Here is a 24,741-nt window from a genome sequence, read left to right as displayed (position 1 = left end):
GCCCCGGACGCGCTTCGCATCCGGGGCCCGCTTCATTTCACGCCGCTGACCTTACGCGCGGCGGCGGCGCAGCTTCAGCGCCAGGCCGCAGAGCATCAGCAGGCTGGTGGCGCCCAGCGGGCCGGGCACCGTGCTCTGGCAGTTGCAGCCGTCGGACTCGTCCGGGTCCTGCGGGTCGCCCGGGTCGTTCGGATCCGGATCCGGGTCCACCACCGCGTCGTCGGTGACGAACACGGCGGTGCTGCGCGCCGGCACCGTGAAGCCGCCCGTGGCCGCGTCGTACGCGGACGTGCGCACCACCGGGTCCGTGGACGCCGCCAGCACCGGGTGCAGCTTGAGCTTCAGGGACTTGTACCCGTCCGCCTTGAACGTCTGCGCGTCGTCCGTGCCGTTGAACAGCACGATGGCGCGCTTGCCCTCCGCGTTGGTGCCGTGGTCCTGCATGGCCATCACGATGAGGCCCGGAATCTGGCCCGGGCCGGTGTTCTCGAAGCGCACCAGCTGCTTCACCTCGTCACCGGTGCGCAGGCGGAACAGCCGCGAGCTCTTGCGGAGGGTCAGCATCTCCTCGAAGTGGTCTCGCGCCCGGAGGATGTCCGCGTTCGTCGGCTTCAGCGCCGCGTCCGCCAGCAGCGGCCCGAAGAGCCCCCAGTTGCCCTGGTTGTCTGCGGCCGGGGGCAGGCCCACGCCCCAGTTGTTGGACTGGTAGGTCCAGTCCACCTTGTTGAACCAGTCACCGGAGTTGTAGCTGTTGCGGTCCAGCGACTTGGAGCGCAGGAGCTCGTCGCCCGCGTGGAAGAACGGGATGCCCTGGCCCAGCGCCACCAGCGAGATGCCCAGGTTGTGCATGCGCACGCGCTCCGCCATGGGCAGGTCGCGGCGGGCCTTCAACTGCACCGCGTCGAACAGCGTCTCGTTGTCGTGCGCGGAGACGTAGGTGATGACCTCCTGCGGATCCAGCGTGTAGCCGGCCTTGGCCCCGTTGTAGTCCACGCCTTCACCCGTGACGGTCGCGCCGGTGCGGTCCACCAGCGAGTAGTCCTTCAGGTTGCCGGTGAGGCCCACGCGGATCCAATCGCTGTAGCGCAGCAGCTTGTCCTTCTGCTCCGCGTCCGTGCCCTGGTTCGTGCCGTTGGGGTCGGACAGCAGGCCGGTGATGAAGCCCTGCTCCTGCAGTCCGCTGAAGGGGCCACCGCCGCGAGCACCGTCGCGCAGGCGGTCGTTGAACGAGCCGATGCCCGTACCCGCCATGTTGGCCTGCGTGGCGTTGGTGCCGCGCGCGTTGCCGGCCACCTCGCCGAAGTCCCAGCCCTCGCCGTAGACGTAGATGGCCTTGCCGTCCACGCCGTCCTTCTCCACGGTGAGCCCGTCCAGCACGGCGCGCAGCTTCACCATGTTGGACTTCATGTGGTGGCCCATCAGGTCGAAGCGGAAGCCGTCCACCTTGTACGCCTTGGCCCACGTCACCACGGAGTCGATGAGCAGCTTCTCCATCATCGCGTTCTCCGACGCGGTGTTCTGGCAGCAGGTGCTCATCTCCACGTTCCCCTCGTCGCTGAGGCGGTGGTAGTAGCCGGGGACGATGCGGTCCAGCACGCTCTTGGCGTCCTGTCCGGCGGAGTTGGTGTGGTTGTAGACCACGTCCATCACCACGCGCAGGCCGTGCTGGTTGAGCGACTGCACCATCTCCCGGAACTCCACCGTGCGCGTCGTGCCCTGCGCGTTGGTGGAGTAGCTGCCCTCCGGCACCGTGTAGTGGAACGGGTCATAGCCCCAGTTGAAGCCGTCCAGGTCCGCCACGGCCTTCACCGCCGCCTGCTGCTGGTCGGAGTCCGGCGGCAGCGACACCAGGTCGCCCTGCGGGTGCTGCTGCGCCGCGCGGTCCTCGTTGATGGTCGCGATGTCGAACACCGGCAGCAGGTGCACGTGCGTCAGGCCCGCCTTCGCCAGCCGGGTCAGGTGCTTCATGCCGTCCGAGTCCCGCGTGAACGCCTTGAACGTGCCGCGCTCGTTCTCAGGCACCGTCAGGTCGTTGATGCTGAAGTCGCGCGCGTGCAGTTCGTAGAGGACGATGTCCTCCGGGGCCTCCAGCGCGGGCTTCGCCAGCGTGCTCCAGCCCTGCGGCGCGAGCGCCGGGTCCGCCAGGTCGACAATCTGGCTCAGCTCGCTGTTGGTGGAGAGGGCCACCGAGTACGGGTCGGTGACGCGGTTGGTGACGACCTTGCCCTCCTTGCGGGCGTAGACCTCCACCTCGTAGAGGAAGAAGCGGTTCTTCCAGGACGCGTCGCCCGTCACGCTCCAGACGCCCTTGTCACCGGCCGTCATGGGCACGCGGGTGGGGGTGGACGTGGGGGTGCCGTCCGCGAACAGCAGCAGGTTCACGTTCTTCGCCGTGGGGGCCCACAGGCGCAGCGTGGGGATGCCGTTCTCGAACGTGGCGCCCAGCGCGCCGTCATACGTGTCCAGGTCATCCAGCACGCCCGCGAACTGCGCGCTGGTGGCGTCCAGCATCACGCCCTCCGCGTTGGTCGCGGACACGGCCACCTGGCCCTTGAGCCACGTGGCCGCGTTGGCCACGTCCGCTTCGGCCAGCTTCAGCACCGTGCGGCCCACCAGGTTCGGGAAGCGCGCGGCCTGCGCGGCGGTGAGGCCCGCGGCGTCCACCGTCAGCGTCGCCGTGGTGCCGCCCTGCACGCCGGTGCTGTTCAGCGTCATGCCGCCGGTGGGCGCCGTGTGCAGCTTGAACACCGTGCCAGCAGGGGCCGCGACCTCCGGGCTCCACACCACGGTGTCGCGCGAAATCCAGTGCGCCCGGGCCAGCAGCAGGTTGCCCGCCGGAGCGCCCGCGGCGCGGATGGTCACCTTCTTGGACGCGCCGGAGTCGAAGGTGAAGATCAGCTCCTGACCGTCCTCCTCCACCGCGAACGACGCGTTGCCGCCGGGGTAGGCGGTGGTCCACTGCTCGTCGAGCGCGACCTTGCACTCGTAGTTGCCCGCGGGCAGCGCCTTCGTGGTGAAGGTGTAGATGCCGTCACCGTCCAGGTCATGCATCATCGAGCGCAGGCAGTCCGGCTGCCAGTCACCCGGACAGCCCAGCTCGCTCTGGAAGCTGCCCGCCACCGTGGCGATGGTGCCGGAGCGGTTGCTCGTCACGAAGTGCGTGGTCGCGTCGAAGTAGAACTTCACCGCGCCCGCCGTCGCCTGGGTCAGCACCACGTCCGCGCCGCCCGGGCCGCCGTACGTCTGCGTCAGCGACCCGTCCAGCGCGACCTTGAAGTGCCAGGTGCCCGCCGGCACGCTGAACGTGCCCGTCCACTTGTCGTCGTCCGCGTCGTACGCCAGCGCCGTCTGCGCGCAGGTGGGGTCGTTGTTGGTGGCACAGCCGGCGCCCGTCTGCAGATCGCCAATGACAGTCACGGACGTGGGCGCCGCCAGCGACGACAGGGGAAGCAGCGCACTCAGGAGCCCGCCGAACGCGAGCGCTCGCGTCATGCGGGGAACCGCGAATGGAACTTTCAGGGGAAACCTCCAGGGGGGGTGAAATCCCGGGCACGGTACCAGCCGCACCTGTCACGGGAGACCCCTGGTTGTTTTCAGGAATTGCGTGACCCACTGGATGATCAGCGTTGGGACCGGCGCATCCCCCCCGTGACGTCGGATGGAGGAGGGGGTCCAATCGAGACGCGGTGCGGCAGAAAACACGCGCTCCGTTGAGTCCGCTCGCGCCATGCGTCACACGGATGTGCAGAGGAAGACATCCGGGACATGGCGCGTTGCGCCATCAGCCGATTGTTCCGACGACCCTTCACCCCTTTCAAGACTGTTGGATACAGTGCCGCGCCCAGATGTCCTCCCGCCTCCCCTGCCCACAACCGAACGCTGTCTCCCACCGCGGTCGGTGGCGCCCGATGCTCCAGGGACTTGCCGCTCTGTGTCTGGCGGGGTGCGCCACGGCGCCCACCCCGACGCAGCCCGCGCCGGAGTCCGCCGCGACACAGCCCGCCACGCCGGCGGCGCCCGCTCCCGCCACGGAACCCGTGAAGGAGGCCGCGCCCGCGCAGCCTGCTCAGGCTCCGGCGCCGAAGGAGCCCGCGCGCCCCTGGGCGGATGAGGTCCTGTACTTCGTCGTGGTGGATCGCTTCGCGGACGGCGACCCCTCGAACAACGAGAAGGGTGACGTGACGGCGCCGGGCACTTTCCACGGCGGCGATCTGAAGGGGCTCACCGGGAAGCTGGATGAGCTGTCATCGCTGGGCGTGACGGCGCTGTGGGTGACGCCGCTCTTGAAGCAGATCCCAGGCTTCGTCACCGGCTCTGGCTTTCCGGACTGGGGCTACCACGGCTACTGGGCGGACGACTTCCACGCGTTGGATCCGCGCTTCGGCACGGAAGAGGACTTCAAGGCACTGGTGGACGCGGCGCACGCGCGCGGCATCCGCGTGCTGCTGGACGTCGTCTACAACCACCCGGGCTACAACTCGCGCTACCTGAAGGACCACCCGGACTGGCTGCGCTCGGAGGACAAGGGCACCTGCGGTTCGGATGACCTGACGACGTGCGTGGCGGGCCTGCCGGACTTCAAGACCGAGCGCCCGGAGGTGGCGAAGTACCTGCTGGACGCGCAGATCGACTGGGCGAAGCGCTCTGGCGTGGACGGCTTCCGGCTGGACACCGTGAAGCACGTGTCCCACGACTTCTGGAAGGAGCACCGCCGCCGCACGCGCGCGGAGATCTCCCCGGACTTCTTCCTGCTGGGCGAGGTGTGGGGCGGCGACGTGGAGGTGCTGGCGCCGTACTTCACCCCGGACGAGATGGACGCCGGGTTCGACTTCGCCTTCCAGGGCAACGCGCTGGCCTTCATCCAGGGCCGGGGCCGCGCGGTGGCGTTCGACCGCTACCTCCAGTCGCGCGCGAAGGTGACGCCGGACCACCACCTGTCGCACTTCCTGTCGTCGCACGACGTGGACGGGGCGCTGCACCAGTTGCAGGGCAACGTGCCCCTCTTCCGCCTGGCCGCCACGCTGCAACTCACCACGAGCGGCATCCCCGTCATCTACTACGGCGAGGAGGTGGGCCGCGCGGGCGGTGACTGGCCTCAGAACCGCAGCGACATGCCGTGGGGCAAGCAGGCGGTGAAGCCTGGCGCGGGAAAGAAACGCGACGAGGCATTGCGCGAGTATTACAAGCGCCTCATCGCCATCCGCCGCGCGCACCCGGCCCTGTCGCGGGGCACGCACGCGCCGCTCTCCACCGAAGGTGATGTGTATGTCTTCCAGCGGCGCGATGAAGCGTCTGGCGACATGGTGGTGGTGGCGGTGAACCGTGGCAAGACGAAGGGCGCGGTGTCGGTGCCGTGGCCGGAAGGTTGGACGGGCGTCGGCGAGGTGGAGGATCTGCTGAACGGAGGGCGGACGAAGGCTGGTGCCACGCTGGACCTGGCGCTTGCGCCGCTGTCCGCGCGCATCCTCGGACGCGTGCCGTGAGGCACCCGGCGGTGCATGCGCAGAACCTGACCCGGACGTGCTGTTGTCACCGGCGCGAGCGGGGCTCTTGCTGGAGAACCTAGATGGCCGGCGTGTCGTTCAAGGACGTGGCGAAGCGGTACGGAGACGTGTCGGTCATCGAGGGGCTCAACCTCGATATCCGCGACCATGAGTTCATGGTCCTCGTGGGGCCGTCCGGTTGCGGCAAGTCCACGGCGCTCCGGATGATCGCCGGCCTGGAGGAGATTTCGGGAGGCACCATCTCCATCGGTGAGCGCGCGGTGAACGCGCTGCCCCCGAAGGACCGGGACGTCTCCATGGTGTTCCAGAACTACGCGCTCTATCCGCACATGTCCGTGCGGCAGAACCTGGAGTTCGGCCTCAAGATCCGCAAGACGCCCAAGCCGGAGATGGACAAGCTGGTGGACGAGGCGGCGGAAATCCTCGGCATCACGCACCTGCTGGACCGCAAGCCCAAGGCGCTGTCCGGCGGCCAGCGTCAGCGCGTGGCCCTGGGCCGCGCCATCGTGCGCAAGCCGGCGGTGTTCCTCTTCGACGAGCCGCTCTCCAACCTGGACGCGAAGCTGCGCGTGCAGATGCGCTCGGAGATCAAGAAGCTCCAGCACCGGCTCCAGGTCACGTCCGTCTACGTCACGCACGATCAGATCGAAGCGATGACCATGGGCCACCGCATCGCGGTGATGAAGGACGGCAAGCTCCAGCAACTGGGCACCCCGCTGGAGGTCTACGAGAAGCCGGTCAACGTGTTCGTGGCGCAGTTCATCGGCACGCCGCCCATCAACATGCTCACCGCCACGCTGGACGCGGACGGCGCGTCGCTCACCGGTGAGGGCTTCAAGCTGCCGGTGCCGCAGAAGCTGCGCGCGATGACGGCGGGCAAGGGTGGCCGCAAGGTGAAGGTGGGCCTGCGCCCGGACAACGTCCTGCCCGCGGGCAGCGCCGCGCGCGGTGAGTCCGCGCCCGCGGAGGCGCGCGTGGAACTGGTGGAGCCGCTGGGCAACGAGCTCATCGTGCACGCCCGCCTGGGAGACAACCCGCTGGTCTTCCGCCTGCCGCCCCAGTCCACCCCGGAGCCTGGCGCCGCGCTCCCCGTGACGGTGGAGCTGGAGTCCCTGCATCTCTTCGACGCTGAATCCGAGCTTCGGCTTTCCGTTTGAGTATCCGGAGGATTTTCCCCATGACGAACCTGCGAACGTTGCTCGCGGCCCTCTGTCTGTGCGCAGTCGGCCTGTTGCCCGTCCCGTCCTTCGCCGCCACGGAGCTGGTGCTCTGGCACGCCTACCGCGCGGAGGAGAAGGCCGCGCTGGAGAAGGTGGTCGCCGAGTACAACAAGGCCAACGAAGGCAAGGTCAAGGTCACCACGCTGGCGGTGCCCTACGACGCCTACGCGGACAAGATCTCCGCCACCGTGCCGCGCGGCAAGGGCCCGGACCTCTTCATCTTCGCGCAGGACCGCCTGGGCGGCTGGATTGAAGCGGGCAACACGGTGGAGCCCATCGACTTCTTCCTGGATGACGCGACGAAGAAGCGCTTCATCCCCACGACGATGGAGGCGATGACCTACCGCGGGACGGCGTACGGCCTGCCGCTGAACTACAAGGTCATCACGCTCATCTACAACAAGAAGCTGGTCCCCACGCCGCCCAAGACGTCCGGCGAGATGGTGACGATGGCCAAGAAGCTCACGGACGCGAAGGCGGGCCGCTTCGGCCTCGCGTACGCGTACAACGACTTCTACTACCACGCGGCGGTGATGAACGGCTTCGGCGGCGGCGTGTTCGACGCGAAGAACACCCCCACGATGAACTCGCCCGCCAACGTGAAGTCGGTGGAGCAGGTCCTCAAGTGGAAGAACAAGGACGGCATCCTCCCCGCGGAGCCCTCCAGCGCGCTCATCACGTCCCTCTTCAACGAGGGCAAGGCCGCGATGGTGTTCTCCGGCCCGTGGTTCCTGGGCGAGGTCGCGAAGGGCGTGGACTACGGCCTGGCCCGGCTGCCCACGCTGGATGAGAACAAGGGCACGCCGATGAAGCCCTGGATGACGGTGGAGGGCGTGTACGTGGCCGCCCCGTCGAAGAACAAGGAAGCGGCGTACGACTTCGCGAAGTTCCTCACCGACGCGGGCCCCGGCAAGACGCTGGCCCTGGAGGGCCGCCAGAGCCCCGCGAACCAGGCGGTGTACCAGGACGCGAAGGTGGCCGCGGATCCGCTGCTCAAGGCGATGAAGGACCAGGTGGACGTGGCGGTGCCCATGCCCAACCTGCCGGAGATGTCCATGGTCTGGACCCCGGCCACCAGCGCGATGAACACCGTGTTCAAGAACACCGCCACCCCCAAGGCGGCCCTGGACGCGGCCCAGAAGAGCGTGGCGAAGGACGTCGCCGGCCTGCGCAAGAAGTAAGTGAGGAGCTGAAGTGAGCCAGAACGCCCCCCAGCAGCCCCCTTCCGCGGCCGGCGCCCCCACGCCGGTCCGCGACTCCCCGAACGACTCCGTGAAGGACCCTTCGACTCCGGGACCTTCCGGCCGTGCGGGCGGCTACCGGGGGCGCGTGCTGGTGGGGCTCGCCCTGGCCCTGGGCGTGTCCCTGCTCCTGGCGCACGGCCTGCTCGCGCGCGCCAACCAGGAGCGCGCGGCGGAGCGCGAGCAGCGCACGGCCACCGTGTCCCTGCTGGGGCTGGCGGACCTGGTGCAGCGCGCGGGCGGCACCGGCGACGGCGTGAAGGCCGTGGTGGCGGGCTGGCCGGGCGTGCCGGGGAGCTCCGTGCGCGTCATCGCCTTCAGTGGCATCCGGCTGGAGGCGTCCACCTTCCCGGATGACACCGGGGACAAGGCGGCGCCGCGCCGGCTGTCTCGCGACGAGAAGCCGCTGTACGACCGCGGCCAGCGCCTGCGCGCCGCGGTGGAGACGAACCGCGAGGAGGGCAGCGCGCGCAAGGCGGAGGTGGAGTCGGAGCTGCTCGACAATGGCGCAAGCCGCCTGTTGTCCGCGCCCGTGGAGGTGGATGGGCAGGTGGTGGGTTCCGTGGAGTCCCTCACGCCGGTGGTGGTGAAGGGCGAGACGCCGTCCTGGACGCCGGTGCTGCTGGCGTTCCTGCTGCCGCTGGCGGCGTGCGCGGCGGCGGTGTTCGCGCTGTCGCGCCAGGGCGTGCGCGTGGCGGTGGCGGCGGCGCTGTTCCTGGCGGGCCTGGGTGGCTACACCGTCTATTCGCTGCGCGCGCTGGACGCGGAGCTGCGGCAGACGGAGGACGCGGTCAGCGCGGAGCTGCGCACGCGCGGCGAGAAGGCGCAGGCGCTGATCGCCGCGAACAACCTCGACGCGGAGCCCGCGCTGAAGCCCGGCGCGTGGGACGCGGACGCCATGCGCCGCCCGCTGGGCAAGCTGACGGAGTCCGGCTCGCCGGACGAGGCGAAGCTCGCGGCGGCGGGCGCGCAGGTGCGCGGCAACGCGACGAAGGCGCTGGGGGCGCTGGGCGTGGTGGGGCTGGCGGTGCTGCTGTTCATCGGCCTGGGCGCGCTGCACCGGGCGGTGGCCACGGCGGTCGAGTTCCGGCAGGCCTACGCATACATCCTGCCCGCCATGGTGGGCATGGTGGTGCTGGTGTTCTTCCCCTTCGGCTACGGCATCACGCTGTCGTTCACGGACGCCAACCTCTACAACAGCAGCCAGCCGCTGTCCGAGTTGTGGGTGGGCTTCCGCAACTACGTGGACATCCTGGGCGACTTCAGCTTCGCGAAGACGGCGGCGGACGGCTCGCTCGTCTTCAACTACCTGAACTTCTATTACACGCTGCTCTTCACCATCGTGTGGACGGTCACGAACGTGACCATCGGCGTGACGGTGGGCCTGCTGCTCGCGCTGGCGCTCAACGTGCCCAATCTGAGGATGCGGCCGGTGTACCGCGTGCTGCTGATCCTCCCGTGGGCCATGCCCAACTACATCACCGCGCTCATCTGGAAGGGCATGTTCCACCAGCAGTTCGGCGTGGTGAACCACGTCATCCGGATGTTCGGTGGGGACGGCCTGGCGTGGTTCGATTCACCGCTCACGTCGTTCTTCACGGCGCTGGCCACCAACGGCTGGCTGTCCTTCCCGTTCATGATGGTGGTGTCGCTGGGCGCGCTCCAGTCCATCCCGGGTGAGCTCTACGAAGCGGCGCGCGTGGACGGCGCCAACCGGTGGCAGCAGTTCACCGCCATCACGCTGCCCGCGCTGAAGCCCGCGCTGGTGCCGGCGGTCATCCTGTCGGTGGTGTGGACCTTCAACATGTTCAACATCATCTTCCTGGTGACGGGCGGCGACCCGGGCGGCTCCACCGAAATCCTGGTCACCCAGGCGTACAAGTTCGCCTTCGAGCGCTACCGCCACGGCTACGCGGCGGCGTACTCCACCGTCATCTTCGGAATCCTGCTCCTCTACAGCATGGTGCAGAACCGCGTGAGCCGCGCCACGGAGGCCGCGTAAATCCCATGGCGCTCTTCTCTGAACGTCGCGAGGGCATCTCCCACCTGCCGCTGCACGTGGTGCTGGTCACCTTCACCCTCTTCACCATCTACCCCATCCTCTGGGTGGTGAGCCTGGCCTTCTCCGGCAAGCAGAGCCTGGCCATCGCCACGCTGCCGGAGAACCCCACCTTCTGGGACCGGCTGCGCGCGGTGACGCCGTGGCCGGAGACCTTCAGCGTCTCCAACTTCGCGTCGGTGATGGCGGATCAGCCGTTCGCCAAGTGGATGCTCAACAGCGCCATCGTGGCCATTGGCACCACGGTGCTGGGCGTCTTCATGGCGTGCACGGCGGCGTATGCGTTCAGCCGCTTCAAGTTCCCCGGCCAGCGCGCGGGCATGATGGCGTTCCTGGTGTCCCAGATGTTCCCGGGCACGCTGATGCTCATCCCCCTCTACATCATCCTGGTGCAGTGGCTGGGCCTGGGCAGCAGCCGGCTGGGCCTCATCATCGTGTACGCCACCACGTCCATCCCGTTCAGCGTGTGGATGTTGAAGGGCTACTTCGACACCATCCCCAAGGACCTGGAGGAGGCGGCGCTGATGGACGGCGCGTCTCCGGGGCGCATCTTCTGGAGCATCATCCTGCCCTTGGCGAAGCCCGCGGTGGCGGTGACGGCGCTGTTCAGCTTCATGACGGCGTGGAACGAGTTCATCCTCGCGGCGACGTTCATGGACCAGGAAGCCATGTACACGGCGCCGGTGGGCCTGCGCTTCTTCGTGGGCGGCTTCAGCCAGCAGTGGGGCTACTTCGCGGCCGGCTCCATCATCGTGTCCGTGCCCGTCGTCTTCCTCTTCCTCTTCCTGCAGAAGTATCTCGTCTCCGGGCTCACCGCCGGTGGCGTGAAGGGTTAGTCCCGCAGTCCTTTCGTCTGTCGTTGCAAGGAGCAAGCACCCCCATGATCAACCCCCGCATCGCAGTGCTCACCCTGGCCGCTTCCCTGTCCGCGGCGCCGGCCCTGGCCGAGAAGGTGCAGTTCAAGGACCCCACCGGCGACGACAAGGGCCCGGGCAAGTACACCTACCCGACGGACCCCGTGTACAAGCCGGGCTCGTTCGACCTGACCGGCTTCAAGCTGGACCAGGGCGGCAACAAGACGGACGTGGAGATCCAGCTGAAGGCGTCGCTGGAGAACCCGTGGAAGATGGCGGACGGCTTCTCCGTGCAGGAGGTCTTCATCTTCATCGACACGGACCACAAGGCCGGCAGCGGCTTCACCGACAGCCCCCCGGGCCTGAACGTCTCCTTCGCGCCGGAAGACGCGTGGGACAAGGTCATCATCATCTCGCCGCAGGGCTCGTCGCGCGTGCGCGCGGAGGCCAACAACAAGGCCGGCGCGATGAAGGGCGCCGTCGTGGTGCCCACCAAGGTGCGCGCCTCCGGCAACAAGATCACCGCCACGGTCATGAACTCCGACCTGGGCGCCGGTGACCCCTCCACCTGGGGCTACCAGGTCGTGATGCAGTCCAACGAGGGCTTCCCCGCGGACAACGACCTGCTCACCCGCCGCGTCAACGAGTACGAGGGCCAGCACCGCTTCGGCGGCGGCTCCGACTTCAACTGCGATCCGCACGTCATCGACGTGCTCGCGGGTCAGGGCAAGGGCGACAGCTCTGAAATCAAGGCTCAGTACGAAATGCTTGCCTACGAGTGCGCGGGTGACGGTTCCGCCACGAAGAAGGCCACGCTGAAGATGGTCTCCGGCCCGAAGCGCCCGGCGGCGCAGGGCAGCGCGGCGGCGGCTCCGGCGCAGGCTCCGGCCGCTCCGGCTCCTGCCCCGGCGGCTCCTGCCCCGGCTCCGGCTCCGGCTCCGGCGCCCACGCCGGCCGCTCCGGCTGGAACGACGGTCGCTCCGGCGCCGACGACGGCCACGCCGACGAAGTAGCCGGCGGCGGACTGTTCAAAACAGTCCGTTTCAAGGTTTGATGCAACACGGGGAGGGCTGCCGTGGAGACCCCGCGGCGGCCCGGGAGAGGGGATGACCCCCCTCTGGTTCAAGGCTTTCTGAGAAGGGTTTTCCGGACATCATGAAGAATCGCAAGAACGTGGTGCGGGGAGCGTGTGCGCTCACCGTTGCGGTCGGCCTCATTCCCGGGGCGGCCATGGCGCAGGACAGCGGCCCCAAGCTCACCATTGGTGGCACGACCTATACGAAGTACCTCTGGGGCACGCAGCGCGACCAGGGCGCGCTCTACAACTTCACCACGGTGCCCGGTGAAGGCTACGGCGACAACGGCATCGGCACGGAGCTGGAGCTCCTGCTGAACGCGAAGATCTCCCCGCAGGTGGAGGTCAACGGCCGCATCCACAGCCGCTTCAACCAGAACTTCTGGACGAACTTCGGCGGTTTCGGCGGCAGCAACACGGCCACCAACTGCACCGCGGGCGACTGCGGCGAGTTCGACCCGCGCTCCAACCAGTACATCAAGCTGCGCGGCATGTCCGTGACGCTGCGTCCGGGCTACCTCATCGACTCGGCGCTCATCGGCGCGACGGACCTGGGCCAGTTCGACCCGTTCGTCATCGGCCGCGTCCGTTACATCGACCGCGACAACGCGGCGGCCATCATGCTGCAGGGCTCCAACTTCGACCGGATGCTCACGTGGGACGCGGCGCGCATCTCGCTGCCGCGCTTGTGGGCGGGCCCGAACTTCAGCACGGGCGCCTTCCACGCGCGTGACGCGGCGTACGGCTTCCAGGCGAAGGTCACCCCGTCCGAGCTCTTCGACGTGGGCGGCATCTTCCAGTACGCGAACGACCAGGAGATCAACCCGGAGGACACGGACCTGGACAACGGCCGCGACCTCACCCCGCGCTACCGCAACGGCGTGGGCGGCCTGAAGGCGGGCCTGCACATGGGCTCGTGGCTGGACGTGCGCGGCGCCGCGTACACGTCGTACTCCAACGCGGACCCGGTGCTGTCGCCCAAGAGCTTCGGCGTGGGCGGCTACAGCCCGGTGCTGGCCGGCCACCACACGGACCAGACGTACATGCTGAACGCGTCCATCAACGACCCGCTGGACGTGGGCCTGTCGCTGAACCTGCAGTTGTTCAGCATTGGCGCGGAGTACATGGCGGTCATGGCCAGCCGCCGCGAGGCGGACGTGCTCCTCACGGAGGGCCACGACGGCAGCTTCGCGTTCCCCGGCCCGTCCAACGCGGCCTACGGCGTCTACAAGGGCAACCCCACCCGCATCGGCTACGGCGGCTGGACGAGCGAGGCCCAGCAGGTCGCCACGCTCAACGTGGACAACGACTTCACGGACTTCGACGAGCCCATGGCGGAGACGGCCATTGGCTGGAAGGGCGTGACGGCGAACCCGGTCTACACGAACGGCGCGCTGGAGGTGGGTGGTGAGTACTCCTTCATCACCTACAACACCAACTGGCAGGCGTACGGCAACGCCGACCAGGCGCTGGGTGACAGCCAGTTCCCCGGCACGGAGCTGGACTCCGGCGTGGGCCACAACTTCCGCACGGCCTACCAGCCCTTCCAGGACAAGAAGACGCACCTGGTCGCGCTGCGCGCCAAGTACGTGGTGGACGTGCTGAAGGGCATCGATGTGTTCGGCAAGTTCAAGTACATCCACGAGACGGACAAGCGCATGAACGACCCGCGCTTCCTGCCGTTCCAGTCGGGCGCGTGCGCGGGCGGCGGCGTGGCGTGCGACAACGCGCTCGTCAACGAGTACAGCGCGGGCAACAGCACCTCGGACCTCTACCGCAACCCGAACGTCATCACGAACAGCCAGGGCGACACGGGCTACCAGTTCAAGCCGTTCGACAACATCGCGGACGACGACCGCCTGCTGGACTACACGACGTTCACGGCCGGCGCGGGCTACCAGTTCACGGATGACCTGTATGTGTCCGCCAGCTACTCCAAGTTCTTCGCGGACCTGCTGGACGGCAACACGGCGTTCCAGGCGTACGGCAACCACGAGATGGCGTCCGGCAAGCACAACAAGAACCAGGTGCTGGTGAAGGCGCGCTACATCCTGTCCGGCGTGGAGTTCGGCCTGGAGGGCCAGTACGCGTTCGGCACCTTCCGTCCGGACTTCGGCGACGGCTACGTGGTGCAGTACGCGGACGACACCATCGCGGCCGACCACAACGTGGCGGTGGGTTCGCGCGGCTTCACTGGCCGCAACGGCGGCTGGAACAGCCTGGAGGAGCGCAACTTCGACCACATGCGCGTCAAGGCGTTCATGAAGGCGCAGTTCTAGTCACCGCGCGCTCCGCTTCGGGCGGGGCACACGGTTGATGCAGTGGGAGCCCGGGGCGCCTGTGAAGGCACTCCGGGCTCCTTGCGTTTGGGGCACCGCGCGGTACACCTGGACGGGCCGTCCCTTCGTGCATGAGGTGCCCTTCCATGTCCGTGCGTTCCCGCGTGTCCGCGCTCCTGCTCGCCTCCTCCCTGGCCGCGTGTTCCGGCGGCAAGACGCGCGAGGACGCGCTGCTGTTCCGGTTGACGGATCCGGTGGGGGACGACCACGGCGACGGCGAGCTGCTGTATCCGCGCCGGGCGGACCTGGGGCGCGGGGACCTGGACGTGGTGTCGGTGGCCGCGTTCGCGGAGGGAGCGGCGACGCGGTTCGAGGTGACGTTCGCGCACCCCATCGCGAGGCCCTCGCGCGCGCAGGCGGTGGACCTGGAGGGGGCGACGGTCGCGGAGCGGGCCCGGCACGGCTTCTACACATTCAACGTGGACCTGTACGTGGACCAGGACCGGGTGCCCGGCTCCGGGCGCACGGACACGCTGCCGGGGCGCGGGCTCACGTTGGCGGCGGACTCGGGGTGGGAGAAGGCGGTGGTGCTGACGCCGCGTCCCTATGAGGCGCGCGAGGCATTGCGCAAGGCCTGGCGGCAGGCGGCGCTGGAGGCCTACGAGAAGAAGTCCGGGGGGATTGGCGGCAAGGTGGAGGCGGAGCTCAACGCGGCCACGGAGCAGGAGCTGGAGGCGCGGGTGTTCTTCCCCACCGTCATCCAGGTGAGCGGTCGCACGGTGGTGTTCCAGGTGCCGGACCGCTTCCTGGGCGGACACGCGAGCGCGGACTGGGGCTACGGCGTGGCGGTGACGGGCGCGACCATCGACCGGCGCGTGGCGCTGGGCGGGATGTTCGGTGGGGACACGAACGCGAACCCGCGGCTGATGGCGATGGGCATCGTGCCCGGGGAGCCGCCGTCCGCCGACCGCTTCGGCGGTGGGCGGAAGGGAGACCCGTCACAGTCGCCGGTGGTGGACCTGCTGGTGGCGCCGGGGACGACGCAGGAGGAGGTGCTGGGGGCCTCGAAGCCGGCGTGGAGCGCGGTGGTGCCGTCTGGGAAGGCCGTGACTGCTCCGGTGGAGGACGCCGGTGTGCCCGCGGACGCGCCGGATGCGGGGGCTGTGATGGAGGACGCCGGAGTCGTGGGTCCCGTGCCGCCCGCCCCGTGACGGTTGGTTCCCGCGCTGTGCGCGGGAGGTCCTGGTCGCGGTGAGTCCGCGCGGCCGAGGATGGATGCCTTGGAGGCATCCATGTCTTCGTGCCGGAGCTGGGCGGTCGCGGTGCTGCTGTTGCTGCTGAGCACGGGATGTTCAGCGACGCGTGGCGTCCGGCTGAAGACGGGGCCGGGGGCGCCTGTCGTCCATGTGCCTCGGGCGGAGGTCGAGCCCGTGGAACTGGACGGCGATGCGTTCACGGACGCGGTGCGGACGCTGGCGGAGGATGCGCCGGTGTCCCCGCGTCCTCGTGAGGATGTGTATCGGCGGTTCGCGGGGACGTTCTCCTCGAAGGCTTATGCCCATGTTCGTGGACGCCTGGGGCTGGTCTCCGTGGAGGAGCCTTCCCGGGCTCGGTTGCTGGTCGATGATCCGGACCGGGAGCTGGCGAGCGCTTATGGGCGGTGGTGCCAGCGCAAGCAGACGCCAGGGGACTGTCTTCAATTGCTGGAGGCGGGTTCCTCGCTGGATGAGGAGGGGCGGCGTTCGCTGGCGTTCGCCATCGCGCTGGATTCGGTCTGGGAGGAGACAGCGGAAGCGCTGGTGGGGATGACGGACCAGAGGGCGGTGCTCGCCACCCTCGTCGCGACGGGCACGGTGTACCTGTCGCTCTGGTTGCTGCCCGAGCCCGTGTCGAAGGGCATCGCTGCGACGATGACGGTGGTGCTCATCGCCTACCTGGGCATCGACACGGTGTGGAACCTCATCCAGGGATGGATTGAGTTGTCCGAACAGGCGCGAGTGGCCCGGACGTTCGATGAGCTTCGAGAAGTGGGGGAGGAGTACGGCGAGGTGATGGGGAAGAACGCGGCGCGGGCGTTCGTGATGTTGGCGTTGGCGGCGGTGGGCAGCACGGCGGAGACGTTCGCGGCGAAGGTCGCGACGCTCCCGGGTTCAGGGCATGCCTCGCTGGTGGCCGCGGAGGTAGGCGGCTTCAGGCTGGGCGCAGCGGCGCAGGTGGAGTCCGTGGCCGTGTCCTCCGAGGGCGTCGTCACGCTGGTACTGCCGCCGAACGCGGTGGCCATGTCCGCGCGGGATGAGAAGAGTCCCGTCGCGAGTGGCGCGGATGCGGAAGGGCATGAGCACCACATCGCATCCAACAAGTGGTGGAGTGCCACGAATCGCGGTGGCCCGTGGTCACCGCAGTTCCAGAAGATCTTCGACAAGGCGGGGATGTCGCTTGATGATCCCGCGAACAAGGTCCGTGTGCCGGGTCACAGAGGGCCGCACCCAGAGGCGTACCACCAGTGGGTACTGAAATCCCTTTCCCGAGCAACCCGGCAGTGCCGCAGCATGGAGCAATGCAGGGCCCTGCTGACAAATGAGTTGAGAAGCCTTGCCCGTCAGATCACCGAAAAGGGGGGCATCATGAATCGGTGGGTGACTGGCCTTGAGTGATGCGGGAAACCGGTGAGGACCATGGAATACTTCGAGCTTCATGCGGATGTCGCTGAAGGGTTCTGGTGCCTGGGGCATCCGCTCGACATGCAGAGGCGCGAACTCGACGACCCCTGGCAGTTCTCGGTTGGAGAACCCGCGCACTTCAAGGACCCGATCCGGCTTCCGTTGGACCTGGAGGGGGAGCCCCGTGACTATTCACATGCGGCGTTTGGTACCCCGGTCGTCAACGCGAAGCTGGCGGCTTTATTTCGCGAGTTGGCTCCGAATGACATCGAGTTGATCCCCGTCGAGATCGACTCCCATGCAGGGCCGTACTTCATCCTCAATGCCATTCGCACCATTCCGTGCGTCGATATCGAGGCTTCGGAAGAGGTCCATTTCTGGACCGAAGAGGATGAGATTCCGGAGAAGGTGGGCACTCTCCGTTCCATCTACGGCATGCGCATTGACCCGTCGAAGGTGGGCGATGCGAAGGTGTTCCGTCCCTCGGAGTGGGAGGTCTCCCTCATCATCTCCGAGCAGATCAAGGACGCGATGGAGCGCGCGGGCCTCACGGGCGCGAAGTTCGAAGCGGTTACGGGGCCACCGACCTTTGACCCTGTGCGTCGCGCGGAGACGAAGCGGCGAGGCGAATTGTGGGACCAAGCCCGCTATGCCCGTAGAGCCGTGTGGCGTGGGCTCGGCACCATGTCCGACGATTTCTATATTCCCCCTGTCGTGGGCGGTCCATGGCCTGGCGAACGGCAGTGGTGGACGGCCATGCGCCGTCCCGACGGCGGCATGCTCATCGTCACAGACGGCCTGTCCGACCCGTTCAACGACATCCTGGACCGTCCCACCGCGGGCTTCGGGCTGGAGCTCGCCATCGAGACTCCGGAGCCGCTCGGGGAGGTGTGGAAGAGCTGGCCGGTGCACCTGCTCGAACGCGTCGCCTATGAGGTCGCCGAGTTCGAGAAGCTCCGCGTCTCCCTGGCCAATGGCACGCTGTCCATGGAGGTGGACGGCGTGGGTATGCCCGAAACCCTTGTCACTCCCGAGGGCCGTGTGGCCGTGCTCATCGGCATGGAGACGGACTCGCTACCCGCTCGCTTCACGCTTCCCGGGGGCGAGGTCCGGCTGCTCACCGTGAAGGTGCTGATGCCCGCGGAGCTGAAGTGGCTGCTCCAGCAGGGCAGGGGGGCGGCGGCGGAGCTCCTCCGCCGCTTCAAGGCTGCGGGAGAGACGCACCTCTCCCGCTCGTGGCGTCAGCCTGTCGTCAGCTAGCGCAGCCGCCAGATGCCCGTGGCACGCGCCGGGATGCTGGCCTTCCATGCTCCCGTGCCACCCGTGAGCTGCGTCACCCCGGGGTCCAGGAACAGCGGCTCCGCCGTGGTGGCCTCCACGTCGAACGGCCCCACCGACTCCTGCGAGGTGGAGAAGTTGTGGACCACCAGCACCTGCTCGTCGTCCAGCGTCCTCACGAACGCGAGCGTCCGTGACACTCCCGTCGTCGCCGTGAACAGCCGCAGGCCTCCGTTTCGCAGCGCCTCCGAATCCTGGCGCGCGTGGATGAGCGAGCGGTAGCGCGACAACAGCGACCCCGGGTTGCGCTGCTGCGCCTCCACGTTCGCCGTCTCCCTGCCGCTGGAGAACGCGTACCACGGCGAGCCCGTCGTGAAGCCCGCGCCGGCCGCGCCGCTCCAGGGCATCGGCGTGCGCTTGGACTCGTCGTTGTTGGCGTTGCCGTTCCCCAGGCCCACCTCTTCGCCGTAGTAGAGGAACGGCGCTCCCGGCAGCGTCAGCAGCACCGCCGCCGCCAGCCCCAGCTTGGCCCCGTCGTTGGCGAACTGCGTCGCCAGCCGCACCTGGTCGTGGTTGGTGAGGAAGGGCGCGTCCGCCACCCCGGCCGGATAGTTGTTCTTCATCTCCAGCAGCTTCGCCGCCACGCCCCCGCCGCTGCCCGCGTTGATGCCTTCAATCACCCGCGCGGACATGGGGAAGTTGAAGTTGAGCGGCAGCTCGTCCCCGCCCGGCACCGTCGCCGTGGAGCCGTAGTACTTCGCCACCGACGGCGTCTCGCTCCAGTTCTCACCCACCAGCACCGCGTCCGGCTTCACCGAACGCACGTGCGCGGCGAACTCCTTCCAGAAGGCGTGCGTCTCCGGCGTGTCCGCCTGCCCCGCGCCGCCGCCCGTCTCGATGAGGTAGCGCGCGGCGTCCAGCCGGAAGCCGTCCACGCCGCGCTGGAGCCACAGCGTCGCCAGGCGCTTCACCTCTTCGCGCACCGCGGGCGTCTGGAGGTTCAGGTCCGGCATGCCGCCCCAGAAGGCGCCGTAGTACCAGCCCGTGTCCCGCTGATGCCACGTGCCGGTCTGCGAGTAGAGGTCCCAGGGCTGCTTCCAGCCGGGATCGCTCGCGCGCCACTGGTACCAGTCCCGCTTCGACGACTGCGCCGAGGACGCCGAGTCCACGAACCACGGATGCGAGGAGCTGGTGTGGTTGATGACGAAGTCCAGGATGACGCGCATGCCCCGGCGGTGCGCTTCGTCACACAACCGTTGCAGGTCCTCCAGCGAGCCGTACGCCGACTGGATGCGCTCGTAATCCGTCACGTCGTAGCCGTGGTAGCTGGGCGACGCGAACACCGGCATCAGCCACAGCGCGTCCACGCCCAGGTCGTCCGTCGTCGCCGGGTCTCCGTCGTTCAGGTAGTCCAGCCGCGAGATGAGCCCCGGCAGGTCTCCCACGCCGTCGCCGTTGGAGTCCTGGAAGCTGCGGACGAACACCTCGTAGAACACCGCGCCCCGGTACCACGCGTCTCCCGCGGGCGCGGCGAGCGTGATGCTTCCAGGCGCGGCTGGAGCCGGAGCGGGCGGGGGCGAGGAACCGGCGCAGGCCGACAGCAGGGCCGCGCCACAGAGGGAGAGTCCGCGGAGGGGGCGCATGGCCTCTTCCTCTAACAGCGAACGTTCCACGCGGGCCAGCGCGCCCCCCGGATGAAGCGCGCTCACCCGGACGGTAGGCTTGTGGCCAACATGTCTCACCCCTCGCGCCGCCTCCATTCCCTGCATATCCGGCAGGGGCACCCGGACTTCCTCGACCTTCCGTGGGAGCTGCCGCTGGAGGCGTGGACGGAGCGTTCACCGCGCGTGGTGGAGGTGCCGCGCGGTCTGTCCCGGCACGTGGTGGTGTTCGTCTCCTACGGCGCCACCATCTACGCCTTCAAGGAGACGCCCGCGCGCGTGGCGCAGCGCGAGTACGACCTGTTGCGCGGCCTGGAGGACCGCCGGCTGCCGTCGGTGTGTCCCGTGGGGCTGGCGGTCCAGACGGAAGAGGGATTGGACGCCGCACCCGGGGACAGGCCAGGGCTGCTCATCACCCAATACCTTGCATCGTCGCTGCCGTATCGCGCGCTGTTCATGCATCAGGGATTGGAGCGTTACCGGTCGCGGCTGTTGGACGCGATGGCGGGCCTGCTCGTGCGGCTGCACCTGGGCGGCTTCTTCTGGGGCGACTGCTCGCTGTCCAACGTGCTCTTCCGCCGCGACGCGGGCGAGTTGCAGGCGTACGCCGTGGACGCGGAGACGTCCGAGTTGCATGAGCAGCTCTCCGCCGGGCAGCGGGAGATGGACCTTCAAATCATGGAGGAGAACGTCGCGGGCGGCCTGGCGGACCTGGCCGCTCGCGTGGAGCTGGCGGAGGAGCTGCCGCGGGAGCTGGAGGCCTGGCAGGAGACGGCCGCGAGCATCCGCCAGCGCTACGAGCGGCTGTGGGCCGAAATCAACCGCGAGCTCATCCTCCAACCGCATGAGAGCTACAGAATCCACGAGCGGATCCGCACGCTCAACGACCTGGGCTTCTCCGTGGGCGAGGTGGAGCTGCTGGCGAGCGGGCAGGGCAGCCAGCTGCGCATGCGCACCATCGTCACCGACCGCGAGTACCACCGGCACCAGCTGCACTCGCTCACCGGCATCGTCGCGGAGGAGCGCCAGGCGAGCCTGCTGCTCAACGAGATGCAGGAGATGAAGGCCACGCTCACGCGCAAGCTGGACCGCAGCGTGCCCCTGAGCGTGACCGCGTTCCGCTGGCTGGACGAGCGCTACCACCCCACTCTGTCACGTCTGCAGAAGGAGCTGGGCCGCGCGGCGGACACCGCGGAGCTCTACTGCCAGGTGCTGGAGCACAAGTGGTTCCTGTCCGAGCGCGCGAAGCGCGATGTGGGCCTGGACGCCGCCGTGCAGGACTACGTGACGCTCACCCTCAAGCAGCCCGGCATCGCGCCGCTGCTCGAGGCCGCGGCGCGGGACCCCAAGGCGCTGTAACCCCGCGCGCCACAGGACGGCCCGGGGCTGTGACAGCCAATGCCACACATGGGATGGGGCAGCCCGGGCTCCCGCACGGAGAGTCATTGGCATAACCGGTGAATGCAGGCGCTGGCCGTCTTCCTGGGATTTTCCCTTGGAACCCATCAGGAGCCCCCACCATGCGTCTGTTCCGCCGACTTGCCCACTCCAGCCTCGCCACGCTGTTCGTGATGGCCCTTCCGCTCGCGCAGGCGCAGGCGCAGGACTGTGTCCAGTTCTCCGGGATGAAGCACTGCGCGGTAGGGGACGCGAAGCTGGTGGTGGATGGCAAGGAACTGCTCGTCCAGTCCGCTGACACGTCCGGCAAGGACGGCGTGGCCGTGGACACCGCGCAGGCCAAGAACTGGAGCGCGGGGCTGGCCCACGAGCCCTCCGGCGAGGCCCGGGAGACGACCGTCAAGACGGTCATCTCGGACGGCAAGGTGGTCGCCGCCTCCGTCGTCACGGACACGTCTGAAGGGCAGGAGTTCACGGCGAGCTTCGTGGACGCGAACGGCAAGCCGGCCACCTACTCGGCGATGGTGTTCCGCGACGGCCAGCTCGTGGCCTCCGTGAGCGGACTTCCCAGCGGCTCCGTGGGGGCCAGGTCCATCGCGGGGTTCGGCAAGAAGTCCTGCACCACCCTGACCTACAAGGCGTGCATGAAGCTGTGTCTGGGCGGTCCCATCGAATGCGCCTACTGCAAGGTCCCGTGCATCGGCAGCGTGAACCAGGAGGAGTGGGTGCTCAGCAACGGCAAGTATCCCCACATCGACTTCTCGTTCCAGTCGCCCTTCGGCGCCTTCTCCGTGGGGGACGTCGCCAAGGCGGCTCCGCAGATCGTCGTGGGGGATCAGCTGGTGCTCGTCTCCGACGCGCCGAGCGAGGGCGCCCAGGGCATCGACCAGGTGCTCGTGCAGAGCACGGCGAAGGCGGTGTCGCTCTCCAACGAGAGCGTGTCTCCCCGGTAGTCCCCCGTCCGTCCTCCCGCCACGAACGGCGGGAGGGCGTCAGCGGCAGACGCGGATGGGCGGCTCGATGAGGAACGGCTCGGTGGCGTTCGGGTCGTCCGGGTCGAACGCGGGCGACATGGGGCCCGCGCCGGTGGGCTTCCACTTGCGCGGCACGCGCTCGATGCCCACAGGGTAGATGGTCAGCGCCCCGTCCTTCCCGATGCGCATGCGCAGGAAGTTCTTCCAGTCCGGCAGCGCGAGCGACCCGAAGGCCTCGTTGGAGTGCGCGCCGAAGAAGTTCACGCTCATCCAGAGGTACAGGCCCGTGATGAACGGGCCCACGAGGAAGCCGCCCACGAAGGTGAACGTGCAGGAGAAGAAGAACTTGCCCGCCAGGTGCAGCCAGCCGTCCGCGCAGTGCGCGCCATCCGGTGACAGCACCGGACACACGCCCAGCTTGCTCACCGTGAAGTAGGTCGCGCCCCAGGCGACGAAGAACGCCGCCACGATGTGCGCCACGCCGTGCAGGCTGCCCAACAGCGCGCGCCACCTCCCCAGCGCCGCGTCCGCCAGCCCGGCGAGTCCTCCCACCGTCACCATGCCGAGGATGAGCGTCCAGGGCCGGTTGACCATGCTGTTGGCCACCGCCGTCACCACCTCCGGCAGGCGGGAGAGGCCCAGCGAGCCCACCTCCGCGTAGGCCGCCAGCGCGAGCAGCAGGTACCACAGGCCGGTGATGAGCCCGAACAGCGGGCTGTGGCGGATGAGGAAGAGGTTCTTGCGCGCGAGCTTCCGCGACGTGGACTCGTCCGGGAAGCTCTTGCGCAGCGTGGAGCCGTCGCGCAGCACGGGCGCCGCGGGCGCGTGCGTGGGGTGCATGAAGGCGCCGCCTCCGCCCGCGGTGATGCGGTGCTGGCCGGTGTCGTCCTCGTGCCGGCGGTAGTGGTGCAGGTCGCCCGCGAGGAACACGGCGATGCGCCGCCCGAGCACCTTCTCCTCCAGGTACTCCAGGTTGTTCTCCAGGTAGCTGCCCTTGTGGCGCCGCGCCGCCGCGGCCAGCACCCACGCCGGCTCCGCGTTGCAGAGGATGACGCGGTCGTCCGGGCCCATCTGCTCCGCGACCTGGCGGAAGTACTCCACCTGGGGCACGTCGATGTCGCTGTTGAGCTGCACGTCCGTGCCGATGAGCCACCAGTTCTTCGGCAGCTTCAGCGCGAAGTAGCTGCGGCTCTGCCGCGTGCGGCGCCCGGCCAGCCAGCGCTGCGCGCAGAACAGCCGCATGAAGGCGGACAGGCCGTCGTACCAGTCATGGTTGCCCGGGATGACGAACAGGTCCGGGTGGGGCGCCTGCGAGCGGCGCATGGCGGCCTCGTAGGGCTGCACCGTGCGCTCCTCGTACGTCTCACGGCTGGCTCCCGGGTAGACCTCGTCGCCGCCGAACACCAGCACGCGGCCTCGCGGCGTGACGTGCGCGGTCTTCCCGTCCTCCTCCGGCAGCCGCAGCTCCGGCAGCGCCAGCAGGCGCGCCACCGCGTAGGTGGAGTCCCAGCCGTCACCGATGTCGGAGACGTAGTCGAGCCAGAAGTCGCCGTCCGCGCCGGACTCCTCCGAATAGTCGAAGTAGGGCTGCTGCGGACGCACCACCGCTTCGATGAGCCGGTGGTCCGCTCGCGCGCCGAACACCGTGGCCACCACCGCGTCCAGGCCCGTGCGCAGCACCTGCCCGGGATGCAGCCAGCGCACCATGTCCGCGTGCTTCTGGGGCCGGGTGGCGGTGGCGGTGCCGCGCTCGCGCACCAGGTGCGGCGCGGGCGCGGGGCCCTGCTCTTCCCAGGGCGCGGGGGTGTCGTAGCGGCGGTCCTCTTCGGGCCGCGTGGGCTCACCGGCCATCGCGGAGACCCGGGACGGCGGAGGAATGGGATGCGACGGCGGGCGGCGCCAGCGTGGACCGGAGAGCCATGGACCCCTGGCTTAGCATGCCTGCGCGGGACTCCTGGAGGGCAGGCAGGCGTGGTTTCCATTCCCTGGCGGGATGGTCCCTGCGACCCTGGGGGCATGTCGAACGCCGCCCTGAAGGACTTCCCAGTCGTCGTGCCCTTCCCCGTGCACTGGAGCGAGATGGACGCGTACGGGCACGTCAACAACGCCCGCACGTTCACCTGGTTCGAGTCCGCGCGCATCGCGTACATGGCCCGCATCGGGTTGGTGGGGCCGACCGCCGCGGGCGCGGATACGACGTCCGCGGACGGCGTGGGGCCCATCCTGGCCAACACGCACGCGGACTACCTCAAGCCGGTGGTGTTCCCGGTGAACCTGGTGGCGGGCGCGCGCGTCACGCGCGTGGGCAATTCCTCCATCACCTTCGAGCACGTGGTGGCGGGCGCGGATGACGGGGTGCTCTACACGCGCGGCGGTTCCATCGTCGTGACGCTGCGCTACGCCACGCATGAGAAGGTGCCGGTTCCCGCGGCGGTGCGGGCGGCCATCGAGAAGCTGGAGGGTCGTCCGGTGGGTGGGCAGACCGGGTGACCGGGCAGGGGCGTGTCGCCATGAACGCGAGTCCACGGGCGGTGGCCC

16 protein-coding genes are annotated in these 24,741 nt (G+C 68.7%); 13 read left to right on the top strand and 3 right to left on the bottom strand.

All coding sequences use genetic code 11. The features are described from left to right. Nucleotides 1-51 precede the first annotated feature (51 nt). Nucleotides 52-3,492 carry a pullulanase-type alpha-1,6-glucosidase gene (gene pulA, locus JYJ93_RS01545; RefSeq protein WP_206786030.1) on the bottom strand — a complete coding sequence of 1,147 codons (3,441 nt, stop codon included), beginning with the start codon at nucleotides 3,490-3,492 and terminating at the stop codon, nucleotides 52-54. Between the two features lie 416 nt (nucleotides 3,493-3,908). On the opposite strand from pulA, the gene JYJ93_RS01540 reads away from it, so the two are divergent. The 10 genes from JYJ93_RS01540 to JYJ93_RS01495 all read left to right on the top strand — a co-directional run bounded on the left by JYJ93_RS01540 (nucleotide 3,909) and on the right by JYJ93_RS01495 (nucleotide 18,152). Continuing rightward, nucleotides 3,909-5,483, top strand: a complete 1,575-nt coding sequence (locus JYJ93_RS01540) for an alpha-amylase family glycosyl hydrolase (RefSeq protein ID WP_206786029.1) — start codon at nucleotides 3,909-3,911, stop codon at nucleotides 5,481-5,483. 83 nt (nucleotides 5,484-5,566) lie between these two features. Continuing rightward, entirely contained in the window at nucleotides 5,567-6,661 is a 1,095-nt protein-coding gene (ugpC, locus tag JYJ93_RS01535; protein ID WP_206786028.1) for a sn-glycerol-3-phosphate ABC transporter ATP-binding protein UgpC, read from the top strand. A gap of 20 nt (nucleotides 6,662-6,681) precedes the next feature. After that, the gene (locus JYJ93_RS01530; protein ID WP_206786027.1) at nucleotides 6,682-7,905 is read left to right on the top strand and encodes an extracellular solute-binding protein; all 1,224 of its coding nucleotides are present in this window, start codon (nucleotides 6,682-6,684) and stop codon (nucleotides 7,903-7,905) included. 13 nt (nucleotides 7,906-7,918) lie between these two features. Beyond that, nucleotides 7,919-9,967 carry a sugar ABC transporter permease gene (locus JYJ93_RS01525; RefSeq protein ID WP_206786026.1) on the top strand — a complete coding sequence of 683 codons (2,049 nt, stop codon included), beginning with the start codon at nucleotides 7,919-7,921 and terminating at the stop codon, nucleotides 9,965-9,967. 5 nt (nucleotides 9,968-9,972) lie between these two features. Continuing rightward, the gene (locus JYJ93_RS01520; RefSeq protein ID WP_121758058.1) at nucleotides 9,973-10,860 is read left to right on the top strand and encodes a sugar ABC transporter permease; all 888 of its coding nucleotides are present in this window, start codon (nucleotides 9,973-9,975) and stop codon (nucleotides 10,858-10,860) included. A gap of 44 nt (nucleotides 10,861-10,904) precedes the next feature. Continuing rightward, nucleotides 10,905-11,891 (top strand): glucodextranase DOMON-like domain-containing protein, encoded by a 987-nt coding sequence (locus tag JYJ93_RS01515; RefSeq protein WP_206786025.1) that lies wholly within the window; start codon nucleotides 10,905-10,907, stop codon nucleotides 11,889-11,891. A gap of 142 nt (nucleotides 11,892-12,033) precedes the next feature. Then, nucleotides 12,034-14,232, top strand: a complete 2,199-nt coding sequence (locus JYJ93_RS01510) for a hypothetical protein (protein ID WP_206786024.1) — start codon at nucleotides 12,034-12,036, stop codon at nucleotides 14,230-14,232. Nucleotides 14,233-14,378: 146 nt separating this feature from the next. Then, nucleotides 14,379-15,443 (top strand): glucodextranase DOMON-like domain-containing protein, encoded by a 1,065-nt coding sequence (locus tag JYJ93_RS01505; protein ID WP_206786023.1) that lies wholly within the window; start codon nucleotides 14,379-14,381, stop codon nucleotides 15,441-15,443. Nucleotides 15,444-15,524: 81 nt separating this feature from the next. Continuing rightward, complete coding sequence (locus tag JYJ93_RS01500) at nucleotides 15,525-16,886, top strand: AHH domain-containing protein (RefSeq protein WP_206786021.1); 1,362 nt, start codon at nucleotides 15,525-15,527, stop codon at nucleotides 16,884-16,886. Nucleotides 16,887-16,907: 21 nt separating this feature from the next. Beyond that, the gene (locus JYJ93_RS01495) at nucleotides 16,908-18,152 is read left to right on the top strand and encodes a DUF1629 domain-containing protein (RefSeq protein ID WP_206786020.1); all 1,245 of its coding nucleotides are present in this window, start codon (nucleotides 16,908-16,910) and stop codon (nucleotides 18,150-18,152) included. On the opposite strand, the gene JYJ93_RS01490 is transcribed toward JYJ93_RS01495, so the two are convergent. Beyond that, entirely contained in the window at nucleotides 18,149-19,813 is a 1,665-nt protein-coding gene (locus tag JYJ93_RS01490) for an alpha-amylase family glycosyl hydrolase (protein WP_206786018.1), read from the bottom strand. The genes JYJ93_RS01495 and JYJ93_RS01490 overlap by 4 nt on opposite strands. A gap of 90 nt (nucleotides 19,814-19,903) precedes the next feature. On the opposite strand from JYJ93_RS01490, the gene JYJ93_RS01485 reads away from it, so the two are divergent. Next, nucleotides 19,904-21,190 (top strand): DUF4032 domain-containing protein, encoded by a 1,287-nt coding sequence (locus tag JYJ93_RS01485; protein ID WP_206786016.1) that lies wholly within the window; start codon nucleotides 19,904-19,906, stop codon nucleotides 21,188-21,190. 161 nt (nucleotides 21,191-21,351) lie between these two features. Next, the gene (locus JYJ93_RS01480) at nucleotides 21,352-22,182 is read left to right on the top strand and encodes a hypothetical protein (protein WP_206786014.1); all 831 of its coding nucleotides are present in this window, start codon (nucleotides 21,352-21,354) and stop codon (nucleotides 22,180-22,182) included. A gap of 39 nt (nucleotides 22,183-22,221) precedes the next feature. Here JYJ93_RS01480 and JYJ93_RS01475 read toward each other — a convergent pair whose 3' ends face one another. Continuing rightward, a complete protein-coding gene (locus JYJ93_RS01475; protein WP_206786012.1) occupies nucleotides 22,222-24,054 on the bottom strand; it encodes a metallophosphoesterase in 1,833 nt (610 codons plus the stop codon). 165 nt (nucleotides 24,055-24,219) lie between these two features. On the opposite strand from JYJ93_RS01475, the gene JYJ93_RS01470 reads away from it, so the two are divergent. Then, nucleotides 24,220-24,693: a thioesterase family protein gene (locus JYJ93_RS01470; protein ID WP_206786010.1), complete on the top strand. Its 474-nt coding sequence runs from the start codon at nucleotides 24,220-24,222 to the stop codon at nucleotides 24,691-24,693. The last annotated feature ends 48 nt before the right edge of the window (nucleotides 24,694-24,741 follow it).

This window comes from Corallococcus sp. NCSPR001, from assembly GCF_017309135.1.
Classification (GTDB): domain Bacteria; phylum Myxococcota; class Myxococcia; order Myxococcales; family Myxococcaceae; genus Corallococcus.
The sequence above is the reverse complement of the archived record's forward strand: the minus strand, read 5'-3'. Positions and strand labels throughout refer to the sequence as shown.